Source organism: Streptomyces sp. NPDC005423, from assembly GCF_040606415.1.
Classification (GTDB): domain Bacteria; phylum Actinomycetota; class Actinomycetes; order Streptomycetales; family Streptomycetaceae; genus Streptomyces.
Genome location: NZ_JBEXET010000049.1, coordinates 1 through 16,565 on the forward strand (window position 1 = coordinate 1; position 16,565 = coordinate 16,565).

Annotated in this window: 12 protein-coding genes and 1 tRNA gene; 7 read left to right on the top strand and 6 right to left on the bottom strand. The window is 71.5% G+C overall.

Translation table 11 applies throughout. The features are described from left to right. Nucleotides 1-71: 71 nt before the first annotated feature. The 3 genes from ABZT12_RS33570 to ABZT12_RS33580 form a co-directional block, all read right to left on the bottom strand. Nucleotides 72-908 (bottom strand): aldo/keto reductase, encoded by an 837-nt coding sequence (locus ABZT12_RS33570; RefSeq protein ID WP_356391680.1) that lies wholly within the window; start codon nt 906-908, stop codon nt 72-74. Nucleotides 909-1,015: 107 nt separating this feature from the next. After that, on the bottom strand, nt 1,016-2,842 hold the full coding sequence (locus tag ABZT12_RS33575) for an AMP-dependent synthetase/ligase (RefSeq protein ID WP_356391683.1): 1,827 nt from the start codon (nt 2,840-2,842) through the stop codon (nt 1,016-1,018). A gap of 299 nt (nt 2,843-3,141) precedes the next feature. Further along, the gene (locus tag ABZT12_RS33580) at nt 3,142-4,005 is read right to left on the bottom strand and encodes a LysR substrate-binding domain-containing protein (protein ID WP_356391686.1); all 864 of its coding nucleotides are present in this window, start codon (nt 4,003-4,005) and stop codon (nt 3,142-3,144) included. A 174-nt stretch (nt 4,006-4,179) separates the two neighbouring features. Here ABZT12_RS33580 and ABZT12_RS33585 point away from each other — a divergent pair, with 174 nt between their 5' ends. Beyond that, entirely contained in the window at nt 4,180-5,220 is a 1,041-nt protein-coding gene (locus ABZT12_RS33585) for a bile acid:sodium symporter family protein (RefSeq protein ID WP_356391794.1), read from the top strand. Nucleotides 5,221-5,248: 28 nt separating this feature from the next. On the opposite strand, the gene ABZT12_RS33590 is transcribed toward ABZT12_RS33585, so the two are convergent. Continuing rightward, nucleotides 5,249-7,117: an exo-alpha-sialidase gene (locus tag ABZT12_RS33590; RefSeq protein ID WP_356391689.1), complete on the bottom strand. Its 1,869-nt coding sequence runs from the start codon at nt 7,115-7,117 to the stop codon at nt 5,249-5,251. 417 nt (nt 7,118-7,534) lie between these two features. After that, nucleotides 7,535-8,383, bottom strand: a complete 849-nt coding sequence (gene fdhD / locus ABZT12_RS33595; RefSeq protein ID WP_356391692.1) for a formate dehydrogenase accessory sulfurtransferase FdhD — start codon at nt 8,381-8,383, stop codon at nt 7,535-7,537. Between the two features lie 482 nt (nt 8,384-8,865). Between fdhD and ABZT12_RS33600 the strand changes: the two genes are divergently transcribed. The 6 genes from ABZT12_RS33600 (at nt 8,866) to ABZT12_RS33625 (ending at nt 14,824) form a co-directional block, all read left to right on the top strand. Then, entirely contained in the window at nt 8,866-10,200 is a 1,335-nt protein-coding gene (locus tag ABZT12_RS33600) for an OFA family MFS transporter (protein WP_356391695.1), read from the top strand. Next, nucleotides 10,169-10,303, top strand: coding sequence for a hypothetical protein (locus ABZT12_RS33605; protein ID WP_356391698.1), 135 nt, complete (start codon nt 10,169-10,171; stop codon nt 10,301-10,303). The genes ABZT12_RS33600 and ABZT12_RS33605 overlap by 32 nt, the downstream gene beginning before the upstream one ends. A gap of 146 nt (nt 10,304-10,449) precedes the next feature. Continuing rightward, nucleotides 10,450-11,388: a beta-ketoacyl-ACP synthase III gene (locus ABZT12_RS33610; RefSeq protein WP_356391701.1), complete on the top strand. Its 939-nt coding sequence runs from the start codon at nt 10,450-10,452 to the stop codon at nt 11,386-11,388. Nucleotides 11,389-11,544: 156 nt separating this feature from the next. Continuing rightward, nucleotides 11,545-12,222: a GntR family transcriptional regulator gene (locus ABZT12_RS33615; RefSeq protein ID WP_356391704.1), complete on the top strand. Its 678-nt coding sequence runs from the start codon at nt 11,545-11,547 to the stop codon at nt 12,220-12,222. 634 nt (nt 12,223-12,856) lie between these two features. Beyond that, nucleotides 12,857-14,419 (top strand): aldehyde dehydrogenase family protein, encoded by a 1,563-nt coding sequence (locus ABZT12_RS33620; protein ID WP_356391707.1) that lies wholly within the window; start codon nt 12,857-12,859, stop codon nt 14,417-14,419. Nucleotides 14,420-14,739: 320 nt separating this feature from the next. Continuing rightward, nucleotides 14,740-14,824, top strand: a tRNA-Leu gene (locus ABZT12_RS33625). Nucleotides 14,825-14,959: 135 nt separating this feature from the next. Here the strand turns inward: ABZT12_RS33625 and ABZT12_RS33630 are convergent. Further along, on the bottom strand, nt 14,960-16,255 hold the full coding sequence (locus ABZT12_RS33630; RefSeq protein WP_356391711.1) for an acyltransferase: 1,296 nt from the start codon (nt 16,253-16,255) through the stop codon (nt 14,960-14,962). Nucleotides 16,256-16,565: the final 310 nt, after the last annotated feature.

The following is a 16,565-nucleotide window of genomic DNA, read 5'->3' on the forward strand; positions in this document are numbered from 1 at the left end:
ACCGGCGAAGGCACGGAGCGTGAGCGCGGCCCCGGCGCGGCCATCCGCCGCTGACGAAAGGATGTGCCGGCTCAGCCGCCGTTGAAGTGGGCCGGGTGGGACCCCAGCCGCCGGTCCTCGTCGAGCGCGCTGATCGCCGCGAGATCCTCGGTGTCCAGGCTGAAGTCGAAGACCTCGATGTTCTCCCTGATCCGGGACGGGGTCACGGACTTGGGAATCACGACGTTGCCGAGCTGGACGTGCCAGCGCAGCACCACCTGGGCCGGGGTCCGGTCATGCTTCCGGGCGATGGCCACGATCGCCGGCACCTCCAGGAGGCCCTTGCCCTGGCCGAGCGGCGACCACGCCTCGGTGGCGATGCCCTGCCCGGCGAGGAACTCGCGTGCCGCGTTCTGCTGGAGATGCGGATGGAGTTCGATCTGGTCGACCGCCGGCACGACCGAGGTCTCGGCGATCAGGCGCTCCAGGTGCTCGGTGAGGAAGTTGGAGACACCGACGGCCCGGACGCGCCCGTCGGCGTACAGCTTCTCGAACGCCTTGTACGAGTCGACGTACAAGTCCCGTGCGGGGGTGGGCCAGTGGATCAGGTAGAGGTCCAGGTACTCCAGGCCGAGCTTCTCCAGCGACACGTCGAAGGCGCGCAGCGTCGCGTCGTACCCCTGGTCGCTGTTCCAGAGCTTGGTGGTGACGAAGAGCTCCTCGCGGGGGACACCGGAGCCGGCGATCGCCCGTCCGGTGCCCTCCTCGTTGCCGTAGATCGCCGCTGTGTCGATGCTGCGGTACCCGGCCTCCAGCGCGGTGGCGACGGCCTGCTCGGCCTCGCCGTCCGGCACCTGCCAGACGCCGAAGCCCAGTTGGGGCATCTCGACGCCGTTGTTGAGGATGATCGGGGGGACCTTGCTGCTCACGAACTCTCGATCCTTCGGTCGACGGGTGGTACTCCCCTCGTCAACGATCACACCCCGTGATGCATTCCTGTCGGCGCGATCCGGCCGCTGGTGCCGCAACAGGCGCACTAGGACTGGTACAGCGCCTCGACCTCGGCGGCGTAGGCCTTCTCGATGGCCTTGCGTTTCAGCTTCAACGACGGTGTCAGCAGCCCGTGTTCCTCGGTGAACGGCTGGGCCAGTATGCGGAACGTGCGGATCGACTCGGCCTGCGAGACCAGGGTGTTGGCGGCGACCACCGCCCGACGCACCTCGGTCTCCAGGTCGTTGTCCTCCACCAGCTCGGCCGGTGCCATCCGCGCCTTGCCGCGCATCGCCAGCCAGTGCTCGACCGCCTCGCCGTCGAGGGTGACCAGGGCCGCGATGTAGGGGCGGTCGTTGCCGACGACGATGCACTGCGACACCAGCGGATGGTCACGCACCCGCTCCTCCAGGAGGCCGGGCGCGACGCTCTTGCCCCCCGAGGTGACCAGGATCTCCTTCTTGCGGCCGGTGATGGTGAGATAGCCGTCCTCGTCGAGGGAGCCCAGGTCACCGGTGGCCAGCCAGCCGTCCTGGAGGGTCTCGTCGGTGGCCTTCTGGTTGTTGTGGTACTCCTGGAAGACGCTGGGGCCGTTCAGCCAGATCTCGCCGTCGTCCGCGATGTGCACGGTGACCCCCGGGATCGCCTGCCCGACCGTGCCGTAGCGGGTGCGCCCGGGCGGGTTCGCGGTCGCGGCCGCCGTGGACTCGGTCAGACCGTACCCCTCGTAGATCTGCACCCCCGCCCCCGCGAAGAACAGGCCGAGGCGGCGGTCCATCGCCGAGCCGCCCGACATGGCGTTGCGGATCCGGCCGCCCATCGCGGCCCGCACCTTCGAGTAGACCAGCTTGTCGAAGAGCTGGTGCTGCATGCGCAGCGCCGCCGAGGGGCCGGGCCCGATGTCCCAGGCGCGGGCCTCCACCGCCTCCGCGTACCGCACCGCGATCTCGACGGCCTTGTCGAACGGCCCGTCCCTGCCCTCCTTCTCCGCCTTGCGGCGGGCCGCGTTGAACACCTTCTCGAAGATGTACGGCACGGCCAGGATGAACGTGGGCCGGAAAGCGACCAGATCGGGCAGCAGGGCGGCGGCGTTCAGCTGCGGCTGGTGGCCGAAGCGGACCCCGCCGCGGACCGCCGCGACCTGCACCATGCGCCCGAACACATGGGCCAGCGGCAGGAACAGCAGGGTCGCCGCCTCGTCGCCCCGGCGCGAGTGGAAGACGGACTCCCAGCGCTCGATGACCGTGTCCGCCTCGTACATGAAGTTGCCGTGCGAGATGACACAGCCCTTGGGACGGCCCGTGGTGCCCGAGGTGTAGATGATCGTCGCGGTCGACTCCGGGGTGACCGCCTGCCGGTGCCGGTGGACCACCTCGTCGTCGAGGTGCGCGCCGGCGTCGTACAGCTCCCGCAGGGCGCCCGTGTCCAGCTGCCACAGCTGGTGCAGCCGGGGGAGCCGGTCGATGACGGTGGCGATCGTCATCGCGTGGTCCTCGTGCTCGACCATCGCCGCCGACACCTGCGCGTCGTGCAACATCCAGAAGCACTGCTCGGCCGAGGAGGTGGGGTAGACCGGCACCACCTGCGCGCCGATCGTCCACAGCGCGAAGTCGAACAAGGTCCACTCGTAGCGGGTGCGGGACATGATGGCGACCCGGTCGCCGAACCGGACGCCCCGGGCCAGCAGCCCCTTGGCGAGCGCCAGCACCTCGTCGCGGAACTCGGCGGCGGTCACGTCCCGCCACTGCCCCCGCTCGTCCTTGCGGCCCAGCGACACGTGCGGCGGATCGTCCTGGGCGCGCTCGAAGACGACGTCGGCCAGACCGCCCACCGGCGGTGCCGACACCAACGGAGGGTTGGTGAACTCGCGCAAACCCCGCTCCCCGCTCCTCGCCCTCAGTGACGCTCCGCCATGGCGCCGTGAAAGCTACCCCACCCGGCGCACGGGCGGGAGGGGGTCGAAAACCGAGCACTGTTCACGTCCGCACAGGTCAGCGCGGGAAAATGCCCGCACAAGAGGAAGGGCCGGACAGAAATGCCTACGGTTACGTAGGTTTCGCCCCCGTAATCTCCACCGAATCTGTACGACCCGGTCACCGCCCCCCACCCCCCTCGTGGCCCACCTCACAGACCGGGCACGGACCGTCCCGCCCGCCGCCCCCGGGGCGCCGCTCACCCGCCCCGCAACCGGTCCCCGCCCGCCAGGATCGCCGCCGCCAACGCGTCCGCCGCCCCCTGCGCGGCGACCCGCCGCCGGCCGTGCACCAGCACGAAGTCCACCTCGCCCAGCTCCGGCAGCCCGGCCCGCTCCGGCACCCGCACCAGCCCCGGCGGCACCAGCCTCCGCGAGTGCGCCATCACCCCGAGCCCGGCACGGGCCGCGGCGATCAGACCGCTGAGGCTGCCGCTCGTACACGTGATCCGCCACGCCCGCCCCTGCCGCTCCAACGCCTCCAGGGCGAGAGCGCGGGTGATACCCGGCGGCGGGTAGACGATCAGCGGAACGGGCCGGTCGGCGTCGAGACGGAGTCGTTCCGCGCCGATCCACACCAGCTTGTCGTGCCAGACCGGTTCGCCCCGCGGATCCTCGGCCCGGCGCTTGGCGAGAACCAAGTCGAGCTTCCCGGCGGCCAGTTGCTCGTGCAGCGTGCCGGAGAGCTCCACCGTCAACTCCAGGTCGACCTCGGGATTCCCGCGCCGGAAGCCCTCCAGGATCTCCGGCAGCCGGGTGAGCACGAAGTCCTCGGAAGCCCCGAAGCGCAGCCGGCCGCGCAGCCGGGTACCCGTGAAGAAGGCCGTCGCCTGCTCCTGCACCTCCAGGATCCGGCGGGCGAAACCGAGCATCGCCTCACCGTCCTCCGTCAGCTCCACGGAGTGCGTGTCCCGGGTGAACAACTGCCGCCCGGCCGCGTCCTCCAGGCGCCGCACGTGCTGGCTCACGGTGGACTGACGCAGCCCGAGCCGCCGGGCGGCCCGGGTGAAACTCAGCGTCTGGGCGACCGCGAGGAACGTCCGCAGCCGCGCGAGGTCGTACACGGAACCCACCGTAACCGGCCATCGCGCCACGCGATAACAGTGAGAGCGGTATACCGGATTCCCGATCCCGCCCCGGGGGAGGACGATGGAAACGGTCCCGGCCGCCCACGGCCCACCGGCCCGGAGCCCGACCCGAACCCCACGCACAGCGAAGTGAGCGAGGTAGTACAGCACGTGAAACGCCTGCGCCGACCGAGTGCGCCGCCGATCGACCCCTACGTCCTCCTGCTCCTCGGGACCGTGGGTCTCGCCGCACTCCTCCCGGCCAGAGGCACGGCGGCCGACGCCGCCTCGGGCGCCTCCACCGCCGCCATCGCCTTCCTCTTCCTCCTCTACGGCGCCCGCCTCTCCACCGGCGAGGCCCTGGACGGACTGAGACACTGGCGCCTGCACACCACGGTCCTCGCCTGCACGTTCATCGTCTTCCCGCTGCTCGGACTGGCCGCCCGGGGCCTGGTCCCGGCGCTGTTGACCCACCCCCTCTACCAGGGTTTGCTCTTCCTCACCCTCGTGCCGTCGACCATCCAGTCCTCGATCGCGTTCACCTCGATCGCCCGGGGGAACGTACCGGCCGCCATCTGCGCCGGCTCCTTCTCCTCCCTCGCCGGCATCGTCGTCACCCCGCTGCTCGCGGCGGCGCTGCTCGGCAACAGCGGCGGCGGCTTCTCCGCCGACTCGCTCGTCAAGATCGTGCTGCAACTGCTGGTGCCGTTCCTCACCGGACAGGCCCTGCGCCGCTGGATCGGCGGCTTCATCACCCGCCACAAGAAGGTCCTCGGCTACGTCGACCGCGGCTCGATCCTCCTCGTCGTCTACACCGCGTTCAGCGAGGGCATGGTCCAGGGCATCTGGCACCAGGTCAGCGCCGTCCGGCTCGCCGGCCTGCTCGCCGTCGAAGCCGTCCTGCTCGCCGTGATGCTCGCCCTGACCTGGTACGGCGGCCGGGCCCTGCGCTTCGACCGCGAGGACCGCATCGCCATCCAGTTCGCCGGCTCGAAGAAGTCGCTCGCCTCCGGACTGCCCATGGCGAGCGTCCTGTTCGGCGCGCACGCCTCGCTCGCCGTGCTGCCGCTGATGCTCTTCCACCAGATGCAGCTGATGGTCTGCGCGGTCATCGCCAGGCGCCGGGCCCGCGACCCGCTGCCGGAGACCGCCGTGGCGGCCCCCGCCGCCGGCCCACGGACCGGACTCGGCACCGGGACGCGAGCCGGCTGAGCGACGTCCGGGAAGCGGCGGCGGACGGTCAGTGGGCGCCCTTCACCCGGTCCAGCGGCAGCCAGAGAACCGTGCCCGCGGAGGACGGACGAGCGGCGGCCAACTCCTTGTCGCCGAGCGCCCGGTCCCACACGTGTACGTCGTCGATCGCGCCGGTGAAGAAGGCCCGGCTGTCCATCCGCTGACCGACGTGGACACCGAACGGCGAGTTGCGGCTGACGGAACCCGGCACATCGGCGACCGCGGACTGTATGCCATCAACGGAAATCGTCAACCGGCCACCTCCCCGCCGCAACGCCACCTGGTGCCACTGCCCGTCGTTGTACGCGCCGGTGGTACTGACGAGCGCCGTCCGCGGAGCCGCCGCACCGTCACGGACCGTGATCAGCCCCTGGACACGATGGTTGGCGGGATCACCGCGCAGCCACACCTGCGGCTGGCTGGTGCCGATCCCGCCCATCCACAGCAGCGGCTGCTCCCCGGCTGTGGCCGTGTACCTGAACCACAGCGCGGCCGTGAAGTCCCCCGTCCCGAGCGGGAGTCGGCCGCTGTAGGGCAGTCGTACGGCGTCGTCGGCCCCGTCGAAGGAGAGCGCGCCGCCGGACACGCCGTCCGTCTCCTGGGCATCCCCGAGGACGGCGGCGGGCCGGGCGTGCGGGGCGCGGTCGGCGGTGACCGGGTCGGAACCCTGGCGCGCCCGCAGCCACGCCTCGTCGAAACGGGCGAAGCGGATCTCGTCACGCGCGTCCACCGCGCCGCCCTCGTAAATCAGGCCCACCGTGTCGCCGCTGATCCGCGCCATGTCCGAGTAGCCGGACCAGTCGGTGGTGACGACGCTCCCGCGGTCCACGCTGTCCCAGGTGCGCCCGCCGTCGTAGGAGGAGCGGATCATCATGGTGCGGCGGCGGTCGGGGTCGCCGGGGCAGGACAGCAGGATGCGGTCGCCCAGCCGGAGGACGGAGCCCTGCACCATCGGCGCGTACAGGTCGGGGAGGGTGTGGAAGGGGGCGGTGAAGCTGTCGCCGCCGTCCCGGCTGACGGTCTGGGTGCGGTGGCCGAGGTCGGTGCCGTCCTGTTCGCGTCCGCTCACCAGGATCGACCCGTCCGCGCGCTCGGCGAGGGTCAGTTCGGACGGTTTCTGCCGCCAGGTGCCGTCGGCGGCGATCGGATACGAGTCGGTGGCACCGATCTTCCAGTGGTCGCCGTCGTCGTCGCTGACAACGAGCGCCGCGTTGTTGGCGGTGACCCGACTGCCGTTCCACGTCTCGGTGTTGACGCCGAAGACCAGCCGGCCGGCATGGTGGCCGCGGGTGAGCTGGATGCCGTGGACGGGGCCGGTGGCGTACCAGGAGTTCCACTCCGCGGGCAGGATCTCCTCGCTCAGGTCGCGCGGACGCGACCAGGTGAGCCCGTCGTCGTCGCTGTACTGCAGATGCGGGGTGCGGTCGCACGGAACCTGGCAACCGGCGCTGTCCGTACGGCCCGTGTTGTAGGTCTCGGCCAGCAGGATGCGGCCCGTCCGCCGGTCCACGACCGGTACCGGGTTGCCGTGGGTGTCCCCGCCGCCCTCGTTGACGACCTGGAGCGGGCCCCAGGTGCGGCCGTCGTCCGTGGACCGTTTGACCACGATGTCGATGTCGGAGGCGTCACCGCAGTTGAGCACCCGGCCCTCGGCGAAGGCGAGCAGTGTTCCCCCGGCGGTCCGCACCACGGTCGGGATGCGGAAGCAGGCGTACCCCGGGTCCTGCGAGGCCCGGAAGAGGACCTGCTGGTCGAACTCCGGTGGAGCGGTGGCGGTTCGGGCGTGCGCCGGGCCCGGCAGGGCGAGCAGGCCGGCGACGACGACCGCCACCGTGACGAGGGTCGATCCGAGGCGTGCGCGAAGACTCGACGGCATGGTGCGACCTGCCCTTCAGGCGTCCGGACATCCGGACATCCGACGTCCAACGTGCGCGACACAGACGTTAGTTGCGGCCCCGGCCGCCTCACAAGGAGCACGCGGGTGATTGTCCGGGACGCGGCCCCACGGCCCGCGAGGCCGACGCCACCTTCCTCGCCCCCGCTCACCGCGAAGGAACGCGACCGATGCACGGCCTTGTTGATCCGGTTTTTCGGTACGGACGGCCGACGTGAACTGACGTTTCGTCATGTACGTGCGTACCGGCCCGCGTCGAGCGTCGATGCCCGCCCCGGTCCTTACCGAGCTGCTGGACCGCGGGGGCACGCTGCGGGGCGACCCGCAAGAGCCGTCAACTCGTTGGCGCGGCAGGTGAGTTCGCCGGCCGGGGTCTCGCCGCCGTGACGCCGGGCGGTATCAGCCCTGGGCGGCCGTGGCCGGCAGGGCGATCCGGTCCCCGCCCGCGTACACGTTCATGGAACTGCCCCGCAGGAAGCCCACCAGGGTCAGACCCGTCTCCGTCGCCAGGTCCACCGCCAGGGACGACGGCGCGGACACCGCGGCCAGGACCGGAAGCCCGGCCATCACCGCCTTCTGCGCCAGTTCGAAGGAGGCCCGGCCCGACACCAGCAGGATCGTCCGGGACAGCGGCAGGTCGTCGTTCTGGAGGGCGCGGCCGACCAGCTTGTCGACCGCGTTGTGCCGGCCCACGTCCTCCCGCACGTCCACCAGCTCCCCGTCCTCGGTGAAGAGGGCCGCCGCGTGCAGCCCCCCGGTCCGGTCGAAGACCCGCTGGGCCGCTCGCAGCCGGTCGGGGAGGACCGCGAGCAGTTCGGGCCCCACCCGGACCGGGGGTGTGTCGGCGATCGGCCACCGGGCCGTCGTACGGACCGCGTCCAGGCTCGCCTTGCCGCACAGGCCGCAGGAGGACGTCGTATACACGTTCCGCTCCAACGTGATGTCGGGCACCACCACGTGCGGCGCGGTCCGTACATCCACGACGTTGTACGAGTTCGAGCCGTCGACGGTCGCCCCCGCGCAGTAGACGATGTTCTGCAGATCGTCCGCGTTCGCCAGTACGCCCTCGCTGACCAGGAACCCGGCGGCGAGCGCGAAGTCGTCGCCCGGGGTGCGCATGGTGATCGCCAGCGGCTTGCCGTTGAGCCTGATCTCCAGGGGTTCCTCGGCGACGAGGGTGTCCGGGCGGGTGGAGACCGCTCCGTCCCTGATCCGGATCACCTTGCGTCGTTCCGTGACTCGTCCCATGCCCTGATCAGCCCCGGTTCTGTACGTGCTGGTGGCCGCAAGGCCCTTGCCGCGCGGATGCCCCGTCTCACCGGACCGACCCTGCGGAGCGGTGACCCGCACGCCCCATTGTCCTGCACACCCGGAACGCCGCACGGGACCCGGCACCGGACGGCAGGGGCCGGGTCCCGCGCGGGCCGGTGCCGCGGTCGACGCGGCAGGTACCGGCTGTCCGTACGGTCGGCTGGTGCCGCTGTGTCGCGGGAGGTGCTGCGGTTGTCCGCGCGATCGGTCAGCGCACGCGGCTGTCCGCAGCGCCGGCAGGTCGCAGAGAGCGGAAGAGAGAGGAAGAGAGCGGGAGAGGGCATGGGCCGTACGGAGGGTGGGCACTCACGCCGGATCCCGGATCCGCCGACCGTTCGGCGCATCCTGCATACCGTTCATCGCACACCGTGTAGACGCCGCCTTCTCAACTCTCGCACGGCTTCCTATCGTCCGGGATCATGAGTCCACCTGTAGCACCATCGGGGTGGAGCCGCTGGCTGGTTCCGCCCGCCGCCCTCTCGGTGCACCTCTCCATCGGCCAGGCCTACGCCTGGAGCGTCTACAAACCGCCGCTCGAAGCCTCGCTCGGCCTGACCGGCACCCAGAGCGCGCTGCCCTTCCAGCTCGCCATCGTGATGCTGGGCCTGTCGGCCGCGTTCGGCGGCACCCTCGTCGAACGCAACGGGCCCCGCTGGGCGATGACCGTCGCCCTGGTCTGCTTCTCCTCCGGCTTCCTGATCTCCGCCCTCGGCGCGCAGACGCGCCAGTTCTGGCTGATCGTCCTCGGCTACGGCTTCGTCGGCGGGATCGGGCTCGGCATCGGCTACATCTCGCCGGTCTCGACCCTGATCAAGTGGTTCCCGGACCGGCCCGGCATGGCCACCGGCATCGCCATCATGGGTTTCGGCGGCGGCGCGCTGATCGCCTCGCCCTGGTCGGCCCAGATGCTGAAGTCGTTCGGCGCCGACCACTCCGGGATCGCGCTCGCGTTCCTCGTCCACGGGCTCTGCTACGCGGCCTTCATGTCACTCGGTGTGCTGCTCGTCCGGGTGCCGCGCGCCGCGGCGCCGGCCGACGGCGCCGCGCCGGGTGTCCCGCCGGGGCTCCAGGTGTCGGCCCGCGACGCGGTGCGCACCCCGCAGTTCTGGTGCCTGTGGGTGGTGCTGTGCATGAACGTGACCGCGGGCATCGGCATCCTGGAGAAGGCCGCCCCGATGATCACGGACTTCTTCGCGGACACCTCCACCCCGGTCTCGGTGTCGGCCGCCGCGGGCTTCGTCGCCCTGCTCTCCGCCGCCAACATGGCCGGCCGCATCGGCTGGTCGTCCACCTCCGACCTCATCGGCCGCAAGAACATCTACCGCGTCTACCTCGGCGTCGGCGCGGTCATGTACGCGCTCATCGCCCTCTTCGGCGACTCCTCCAAACCCCTGTTCATCCTCTGCGCGCTGGTGATCCTCTCCTTCTACGGCGGCGGTTTCGCGACCGTTCCCGCCTATCTGAAGGACCTCTTCGGGACGTACCAGGTCGGCGCGATCCACGGCCGGCTGCTCACCGCCTGGTCCACGGCCGGCGTCCTCGGCCCGCTGATCGTGAACTGGATCGCCGACCACCAGAAAGCGGCCGGCAAGCACGGCGCTGCCCTCTACGACGTCTCCTTCGTGATCATGATCGGGCTGCTGGTCGTCGGGTTCGCCGCCAACGAACTCGTCCGGCCCGTCCACCCCCGCCACCACATCTCCGCCCCCAGGGAGGCCGCCGATGTCGAACGTCAGCAGTCCGAGTCCGCCTGACCGGCGCCCGCTGATCGCCTTCGCCTGGCTCTGGGTCGGCGCGCCCCTGGCCTACGGCGTCTACGAACTCGTCCTGAAGGCACGGCAGTTGTTCACCGGCTAGCGGCCTGGGCGGCACCCGCGACCCCGGCGGCCTGACGGAAGCCGACAATGGACGCCTCCGTTTCCTGTGGCATCACCTGCCGTCGTACCGGCGAGTCACTGATCAGACTGGTGGATCCCGCTACCAAGGCAACGAGGGGACCCCCCATGAACGGCTCGCGGATCACCGCCGTCGGCCACTACCAGCCCGCCAAGGTGCTCACCAACGAGGATCTGGCGGGCCTGGTCGACACCAGTGACGAGTGGATCACCTCCCGGGTGGGCATCCGCACCCGCCACATCGCCGGCCCCGACGAACCGGTCGACGAACTCGCCGCGCACGCCGCCGCCAAGGCGCTCGCGGCGGCGGGCCTGACGCCCGGCGACATCGACCTGGTGCTGGTCGCCACCTCCACCGCCATCGACCGCTCCCCGAACACGGCCGCCCGGGTCGCCGCCCGGCTCGGCATCCCCTCCCCGGCCGCGATGGACGTCAACGTCGTCTGCGCCGGCTTCACCCACGCCCTCGCCACCGCCGACCACGCGGTCCGCGCGGGAGCGGCGGTACGGGCCCTGGTCATCGGCGCCGACAAGATGTCCGAGGTGACCGACTGGACCGACCGTACGACCTGCGTCCTCGTCGGCGACGGCGCGGGGGCCGCCGTCGTCGAGGGCGCCGACACGCCCGGCATCGGACCTGTGCTGTGGGGCTCGGTGCCGGAGATGGGGAACGCCGTACGGATCGAGGGCACGCCGCCGCGGTTCGCGCAGGAGGGCCAGAGCGTCTACCGCTGGGCCACCACCCAGCTCCCGCCGATCGCCCGCAAAGCCTGCGAGAAGGCCGGAGTGGCCCCCGCGGACCTGGCCGCCGTCGTCCTGCACCAGGCGAACCTGCGGATCATCGAACCGCTCGCCGAGAGGATCGGCGCCGTCAACGCGGTGATCGCCCGGGACGTCATCCAATCGGGCAACACCTCCGCCGCGAGCATCCCGCTCGCCTTCTCCAAACTCGTCGAGCAGGGCGCCGTCAGCACCGGCGACCCGGTCCTGTTCTTCGGCTTCGGTGGCAATCTGTCGTACGCGGGACAGGTCATCCGCTGCCCGTGAACCATGCCGGTCGACCGGCCGGGCCCAGCCCGTTTCCCGGTCTGATGTCCACTGTGCGCCGTAGACTGTAGACGAAAGACAATCGACACTGCTCGTACGTACGTGTACGGCGGCCCCGCCACCGTGGGCACGGCGCTGCCGAGGAGGGGGACCGCGATGTTGTCGACGGGACTGCCGCAGGGGGCGGTGCCCAGGCTGGAACGCCCGGGCCCGCTGCGCGACCGCGTCTACGAGGCGCTGCTCGAACTCATCACCTCCCGGGCCCTGCGGCCGGGCCAGCACCTCGTCGAGAGCGAGCTCGCCGGGCACCTCGGCGTCTCCCGGCAGCCGGTGCGCGAGGCGCTGCAGCGGCTCAACACCGAGGGCTGGGTCGATCTGCGGCCCGCCCAGGGTGCGTTCGTGCACGAGCCCACCGAAGAGGAGGCCGACCAACTCCTCACCGTGCGAACCCTGTTGGAGTCCGAGGCCGCCCGGCTCGCCGCGGTCAACGCGGGCGGCGCGGGCGTCAGTGCCCTGAAGGAGCTCTGCGCGGAGGGCGAGCGGGCCGTCGACGCCGACGACGTGGACGGCGCCGTCGCCATGAACACCCGCTTCCACGCGAAGGTCATGGAACTGGCGGGCAACGCCGTCCTCGCCGAACTCGCCGCTCAGGTCGACCGCCGGGTGCGCTGGTACTACACACCCGTGGCCCGGCAGCGCGGGGTCAGGTCCTGGGTCGAACACCGCACCCTGATCGACGCCATCGCGGCCCGTGACGAACTGCGCGCCTCTCTGTTGATGCGCGAACACACCGAGCACACCCGGCGGTCCTATCACGAGCGCGCCAAGTCCTGACGCTCGGACGACGACGGCAGTTGGCGTGCCGGAACGGCCGAGGGGTCTCCTGTGGCGGGGGAGAGCCCTCGGCCGTTACCACGTCTATGACTTGCCGTCAGGTCGTCTGACCCCGCGGCTGTCGGCCCGGAGCCGTCACGGCCCTCTCCGGGCCAAGTTCCCTTTCGAGAAGGTGAACCGGCGCGCGGCAACTGGCAGTTGTGCGGGTCGCCCGGCAGGACCGCGTACGGGGGCGCAGGCCGACCGCGGCACCCCGACGGAGCCCGCCCGACGGAGACCGTCCGGCTCGTCCCGGACCTGTGCAGCACCGGACGCGGTGACACCCCCCAACTGACACCCCAACTGCGCCTATGCGACTGCCTTCTGGGGCTGCCCCGCGCCCCGGAGACTGTCCCCAGGACTGCTCCGGCGCCTCCCCCCCCCGCACTGACTCCCGGGCGACGGCGCGGCCGTACCGAGTCGGCCGCAACCGGCCCCCCAACTGGCGGACGTCCCGCGCACAAGCCCGCGTCGAACCTCCCTCAGGTGCCAGGCCCGACCGTGGAACCCACCCGCCCGTCGCCCACCACCGCCCTTTTCAGGAAGGCCCCCCGGGGCCCTCCCCTCGACCGTGCCCCGAGAGCGGAGCAGACGCATGGCATCCACCCTCACCCCCGGCAGCCTTACCCCGACTTTGAAGGCGGGTACGTCCTGGAGCGACGCCTGGCAGCGCTGCCTCGCGGTGGCGCCCGAGGCGTTCCGGGACGACCGCGTACTCAACCTGTGGAACTCCGCCTGGCACCCCGACGGCCGGGCCCTGCCCGCCACCACCCCGGTCGACGGCAGCCCCATCGCGGGCGCCCCCCGTCTCGACCGGGCCACCGCCCACCAGGCCGTACGCGCCTCCCTCGACCAGCACCGCGCCTGGCGCCACGTACCCCTGGAGGAGCGCCGTGCCCGGGTCGCCGCCACCCTGGACGCGTTGACCGAGCACCGGGAACTCCTCGCGCTGCTGCTGGTCTGGGAGATCGGCAAGCCCTGGCGGCTGGCCCAGGCTGACGTGGACCGGGCGATCGACGGCGTACGGTGGTATGTAGACGGTATACAGCCGATGGTGGACGGTCGCGTCCCGCTGGAGGGCCCGGTCTCCAACATCGCGAGCTGGAACTACCCGATGAGCGTCCTCGTCCACGCCATGCTCGTCCAGGCACTGGCGGGCAACGCGGTCATCGCCAAGACCCCCACCGACGGCGGCGTCGCCTGTCTCACCCTGGCCAGCGCGCTCGCCGTCCGCGAGGGAATCCCCGTCACCCTCGTCAGCGGCAGCGGCGGCGAACTCTCGGAGGCGCTGGTGCGCGCGCCCGAGATCGGCTGTGTCTCCTTCGTCGGCGGCCGGGACACCGGCGCCGCGGTGGCAACGGCCGTCGCCGACCTCGGCAAGCGGCACATCCTCGAACAAGAGGGCCTCAACACCTGGGGCATCTGGAACTTCAGCGACTGGGCGTCCCTCTCGGCGGTCGTCCCCAAGCTCTTCGACTACGGCAAGCAGCGGTGCACGGCGTACCCACGCTTCGTGGTCCAGCGCCAGCTGTTCGACGAGTTCCTCGCGGCCTACCTCCCGGCGGTCCGCACCCTGCGCGTCGGCCACCCCCTCGCCGTCGCACACCCCGAAGACCCGTATCCCGAGCTGGACTTCGGGCCGGTGATCAACGCGGCCAAGGCCAAGGAACTCCACGACCAGGTCACCGAGGCGATCAGCCGCGGCGCCGTCCCGCTGCACCGCGGCCGGCTCTCCGAGACCCGCTTCCTGCCCGGCCAGAACACCTCCGCCTACGTCCAGCCCGTCACGCTCCTCAACCCGCCGCCGTCCTCCCCGCTGCACCACGCGGAACCGTTCGGCCCGGTCGACACGATCGTCCTGGTCGACACGGAGGCCGAGCTGCTCGCCGCGATGAACGCCTCCAACGGCGCGCTCGTCGCCACCCTCTCCACCGACGACCGGGCGACCTACGACCGGCTGGCCCCGCAGATCCGCGCCTTCAAGGTCGGCCACGGCAAACCCCGCTCGCGCGGCGACCGCGACGAACTCTTCGGCGGCTACGGAGCGTCGTGGCGCGGAGCGTTCGTGGGCGGCGAACTCCTGGTCCGCGCCGTCACCCGCGGAGCGACGGGGGAGAAACTGCCCGGCAACTTCCCGGAGTACCAGCTCACACCGTGACACAACCGCCCCGCCCCCCACCTCGTACCCGACCCCCGACCCCCACGTCGTACCCGCCCCTCACCTCGTACCCGGCGGCCACCCGGCCGCCGGGTCGGGCAGCCCGCGTCCGGACACCCCCGGTCCGCGCGCAGCGTCGTCGCGTCAGCCTGGTTGCGCACCCACGAACACGACGACCGGCCGCGCGCGCACCCGGCGATACGGTCGCGCCTCCGGGGGTCCTTCGGCGGACGGAAACGCAGGTGAAGGCCGCTCCGAAAGCTTGGTATTGTTGTCTTCGTCGCCGCCGGGAACACCTTCGGCACGGCGGCAGACACCTGGTCCGGGTGGCGGAATGGCAGACGCGCTAGCTTGAGGTGCTAGTGCCCTTTATCGGGCGTGGGGGTTCAAGTCCCCCCTCGGACACAACGAACAACGAAACCCAACGAACAAGCAGCGAGCTCAGCGCACAACACGTAGGCAACAACGTACGGATGGTGCCGACCGGTCCCGGTCGGCACCATCCGTGTTTCGCGTCAGGGGCGTCGGGCCGTCGAGGCGTCAGCGCGACGCTTTGGCGGGAGCCGTCCGGGGGCGCCGGGTCAGCGGTCGTTCGACCAGGACGTACGAGGCGAGGGCGGCCGCGGAGGTCGCCATGAGGCCGACGGGAAGCAGCCAGTCGTCCGTCACTCCGAGGCCGGCGAGCAGGCGTACGGCGGGGTAGTGCCACAGGTACATCCCGTAGCTGAGGTTGCGGCCGACCCAGGCCGGGGCGGACAGGGACAGCAGGCGGGAGGGCCACGCGCGCGGTGACAGCGCCAGCGTGGCGATCACCACGGCCGTCAGGACGGCGGCGACCAGGAAGCCCACCGTGTACCAGGCGGGATTCCACGCGCCGGACCCGGTGATCGGGATCCGCCAGGCGACCAGGGCCAGCACGACGAGCGCGGGCAGGCACAGGCGTTCCGCGCGGCGGCGGAGCAGCGCGAGACGGGGGTCGTCGGCGCGCAGGCGGGCCAGGACCAAGGCCAGCAGGGCGCCGACGAGGAGTTGGTCGGCGCGGGTGTCGGGGCCGTTGTAGATGCGGTGCGCCGCGGAGGGGTCCCAGAGCACCGTCCGCCACAGCACCGGCAGGACGCACAGCGCGGCGGTACAGCCCACCACCGTCCGCGCCCGCGCGGACCGCAGCAGCACCAGCAGGAGGAGCGGCCAGGCGAGATAGAACTGCTCCTCCACACCCAGCGACCAGGTGTGGCCGAGCGGGGCGGTGAGGCCGGAGTACGTTCCGGGCTCCGCCGCCCGTACGAGATTGACCACCGAGGCCGCCGCCAGCCCCGCCGCCGCCCACGCCCCGTCGAAGAGCGGCAGCCGCAGGGTGAGGGACAGCAGGGCGGTGACCGCGCACATCAGCAGCAGCGCCGGCACCAGCCGCAGCCAGCGCCGCCGGTAGAACGGCCACAGCCCGATGTTCCCGGTGCGCGCGTACTCGGCGACCAGCAGTCTCGTGATCACGAAGCCGCTGATCGTGAAGAACACGTCCACGCCCACCGAGCCGCCCGGCACCAGGTCCGGCCGCACGTGGTAGACGATCACCAGGACCACCGCGACCGTCCGCAGCCCGTCCAGCCCCGCCACCCGCTCGCCACCGCGCGCCACCGACGGAAACCCCCGCCCGTCGCCGTACGGCTCCACCCGCACGGGTTCGAGCGGCGGGCGTGCCGACAACGTGTCCGGGAACCGTGGAGTGGTCCCGTCCACCGCCCTGTCCACGGCTTCGCCCACGGTTCCGTCCACGGTCTCGTCCGTGGCCTCGTATCCGGTGCTCCGATGAAGGGTGCTCCGATGGAGGGTGCTCATACCGACGGCGTCTGCCCCGGGCCATGGGGGGGCACACACGTTCCCCTGTTTCTCACAGGTGGGCGCGGGTGCCGTGCCCCGGCCGGGGCACCCGGGGAGGGTGAGCCGAACCTTCAGAGGTTGCGCAAACAGCGGACCATTAGACTCGCCAGCCCTTGCCGTTCGCTCGTGGACGGCAGGACCCAACGGGGGAGCGGGAGAGAGACATGGCGGATCCCGGGCTTTCGGGGGCGGAGGCAGGCGTCGCTTTCGAGCGGATCCTGGACCAGGCTCTGGAGTGCGGTCGGGTGCGCGAGGCGCTGGATCGTCG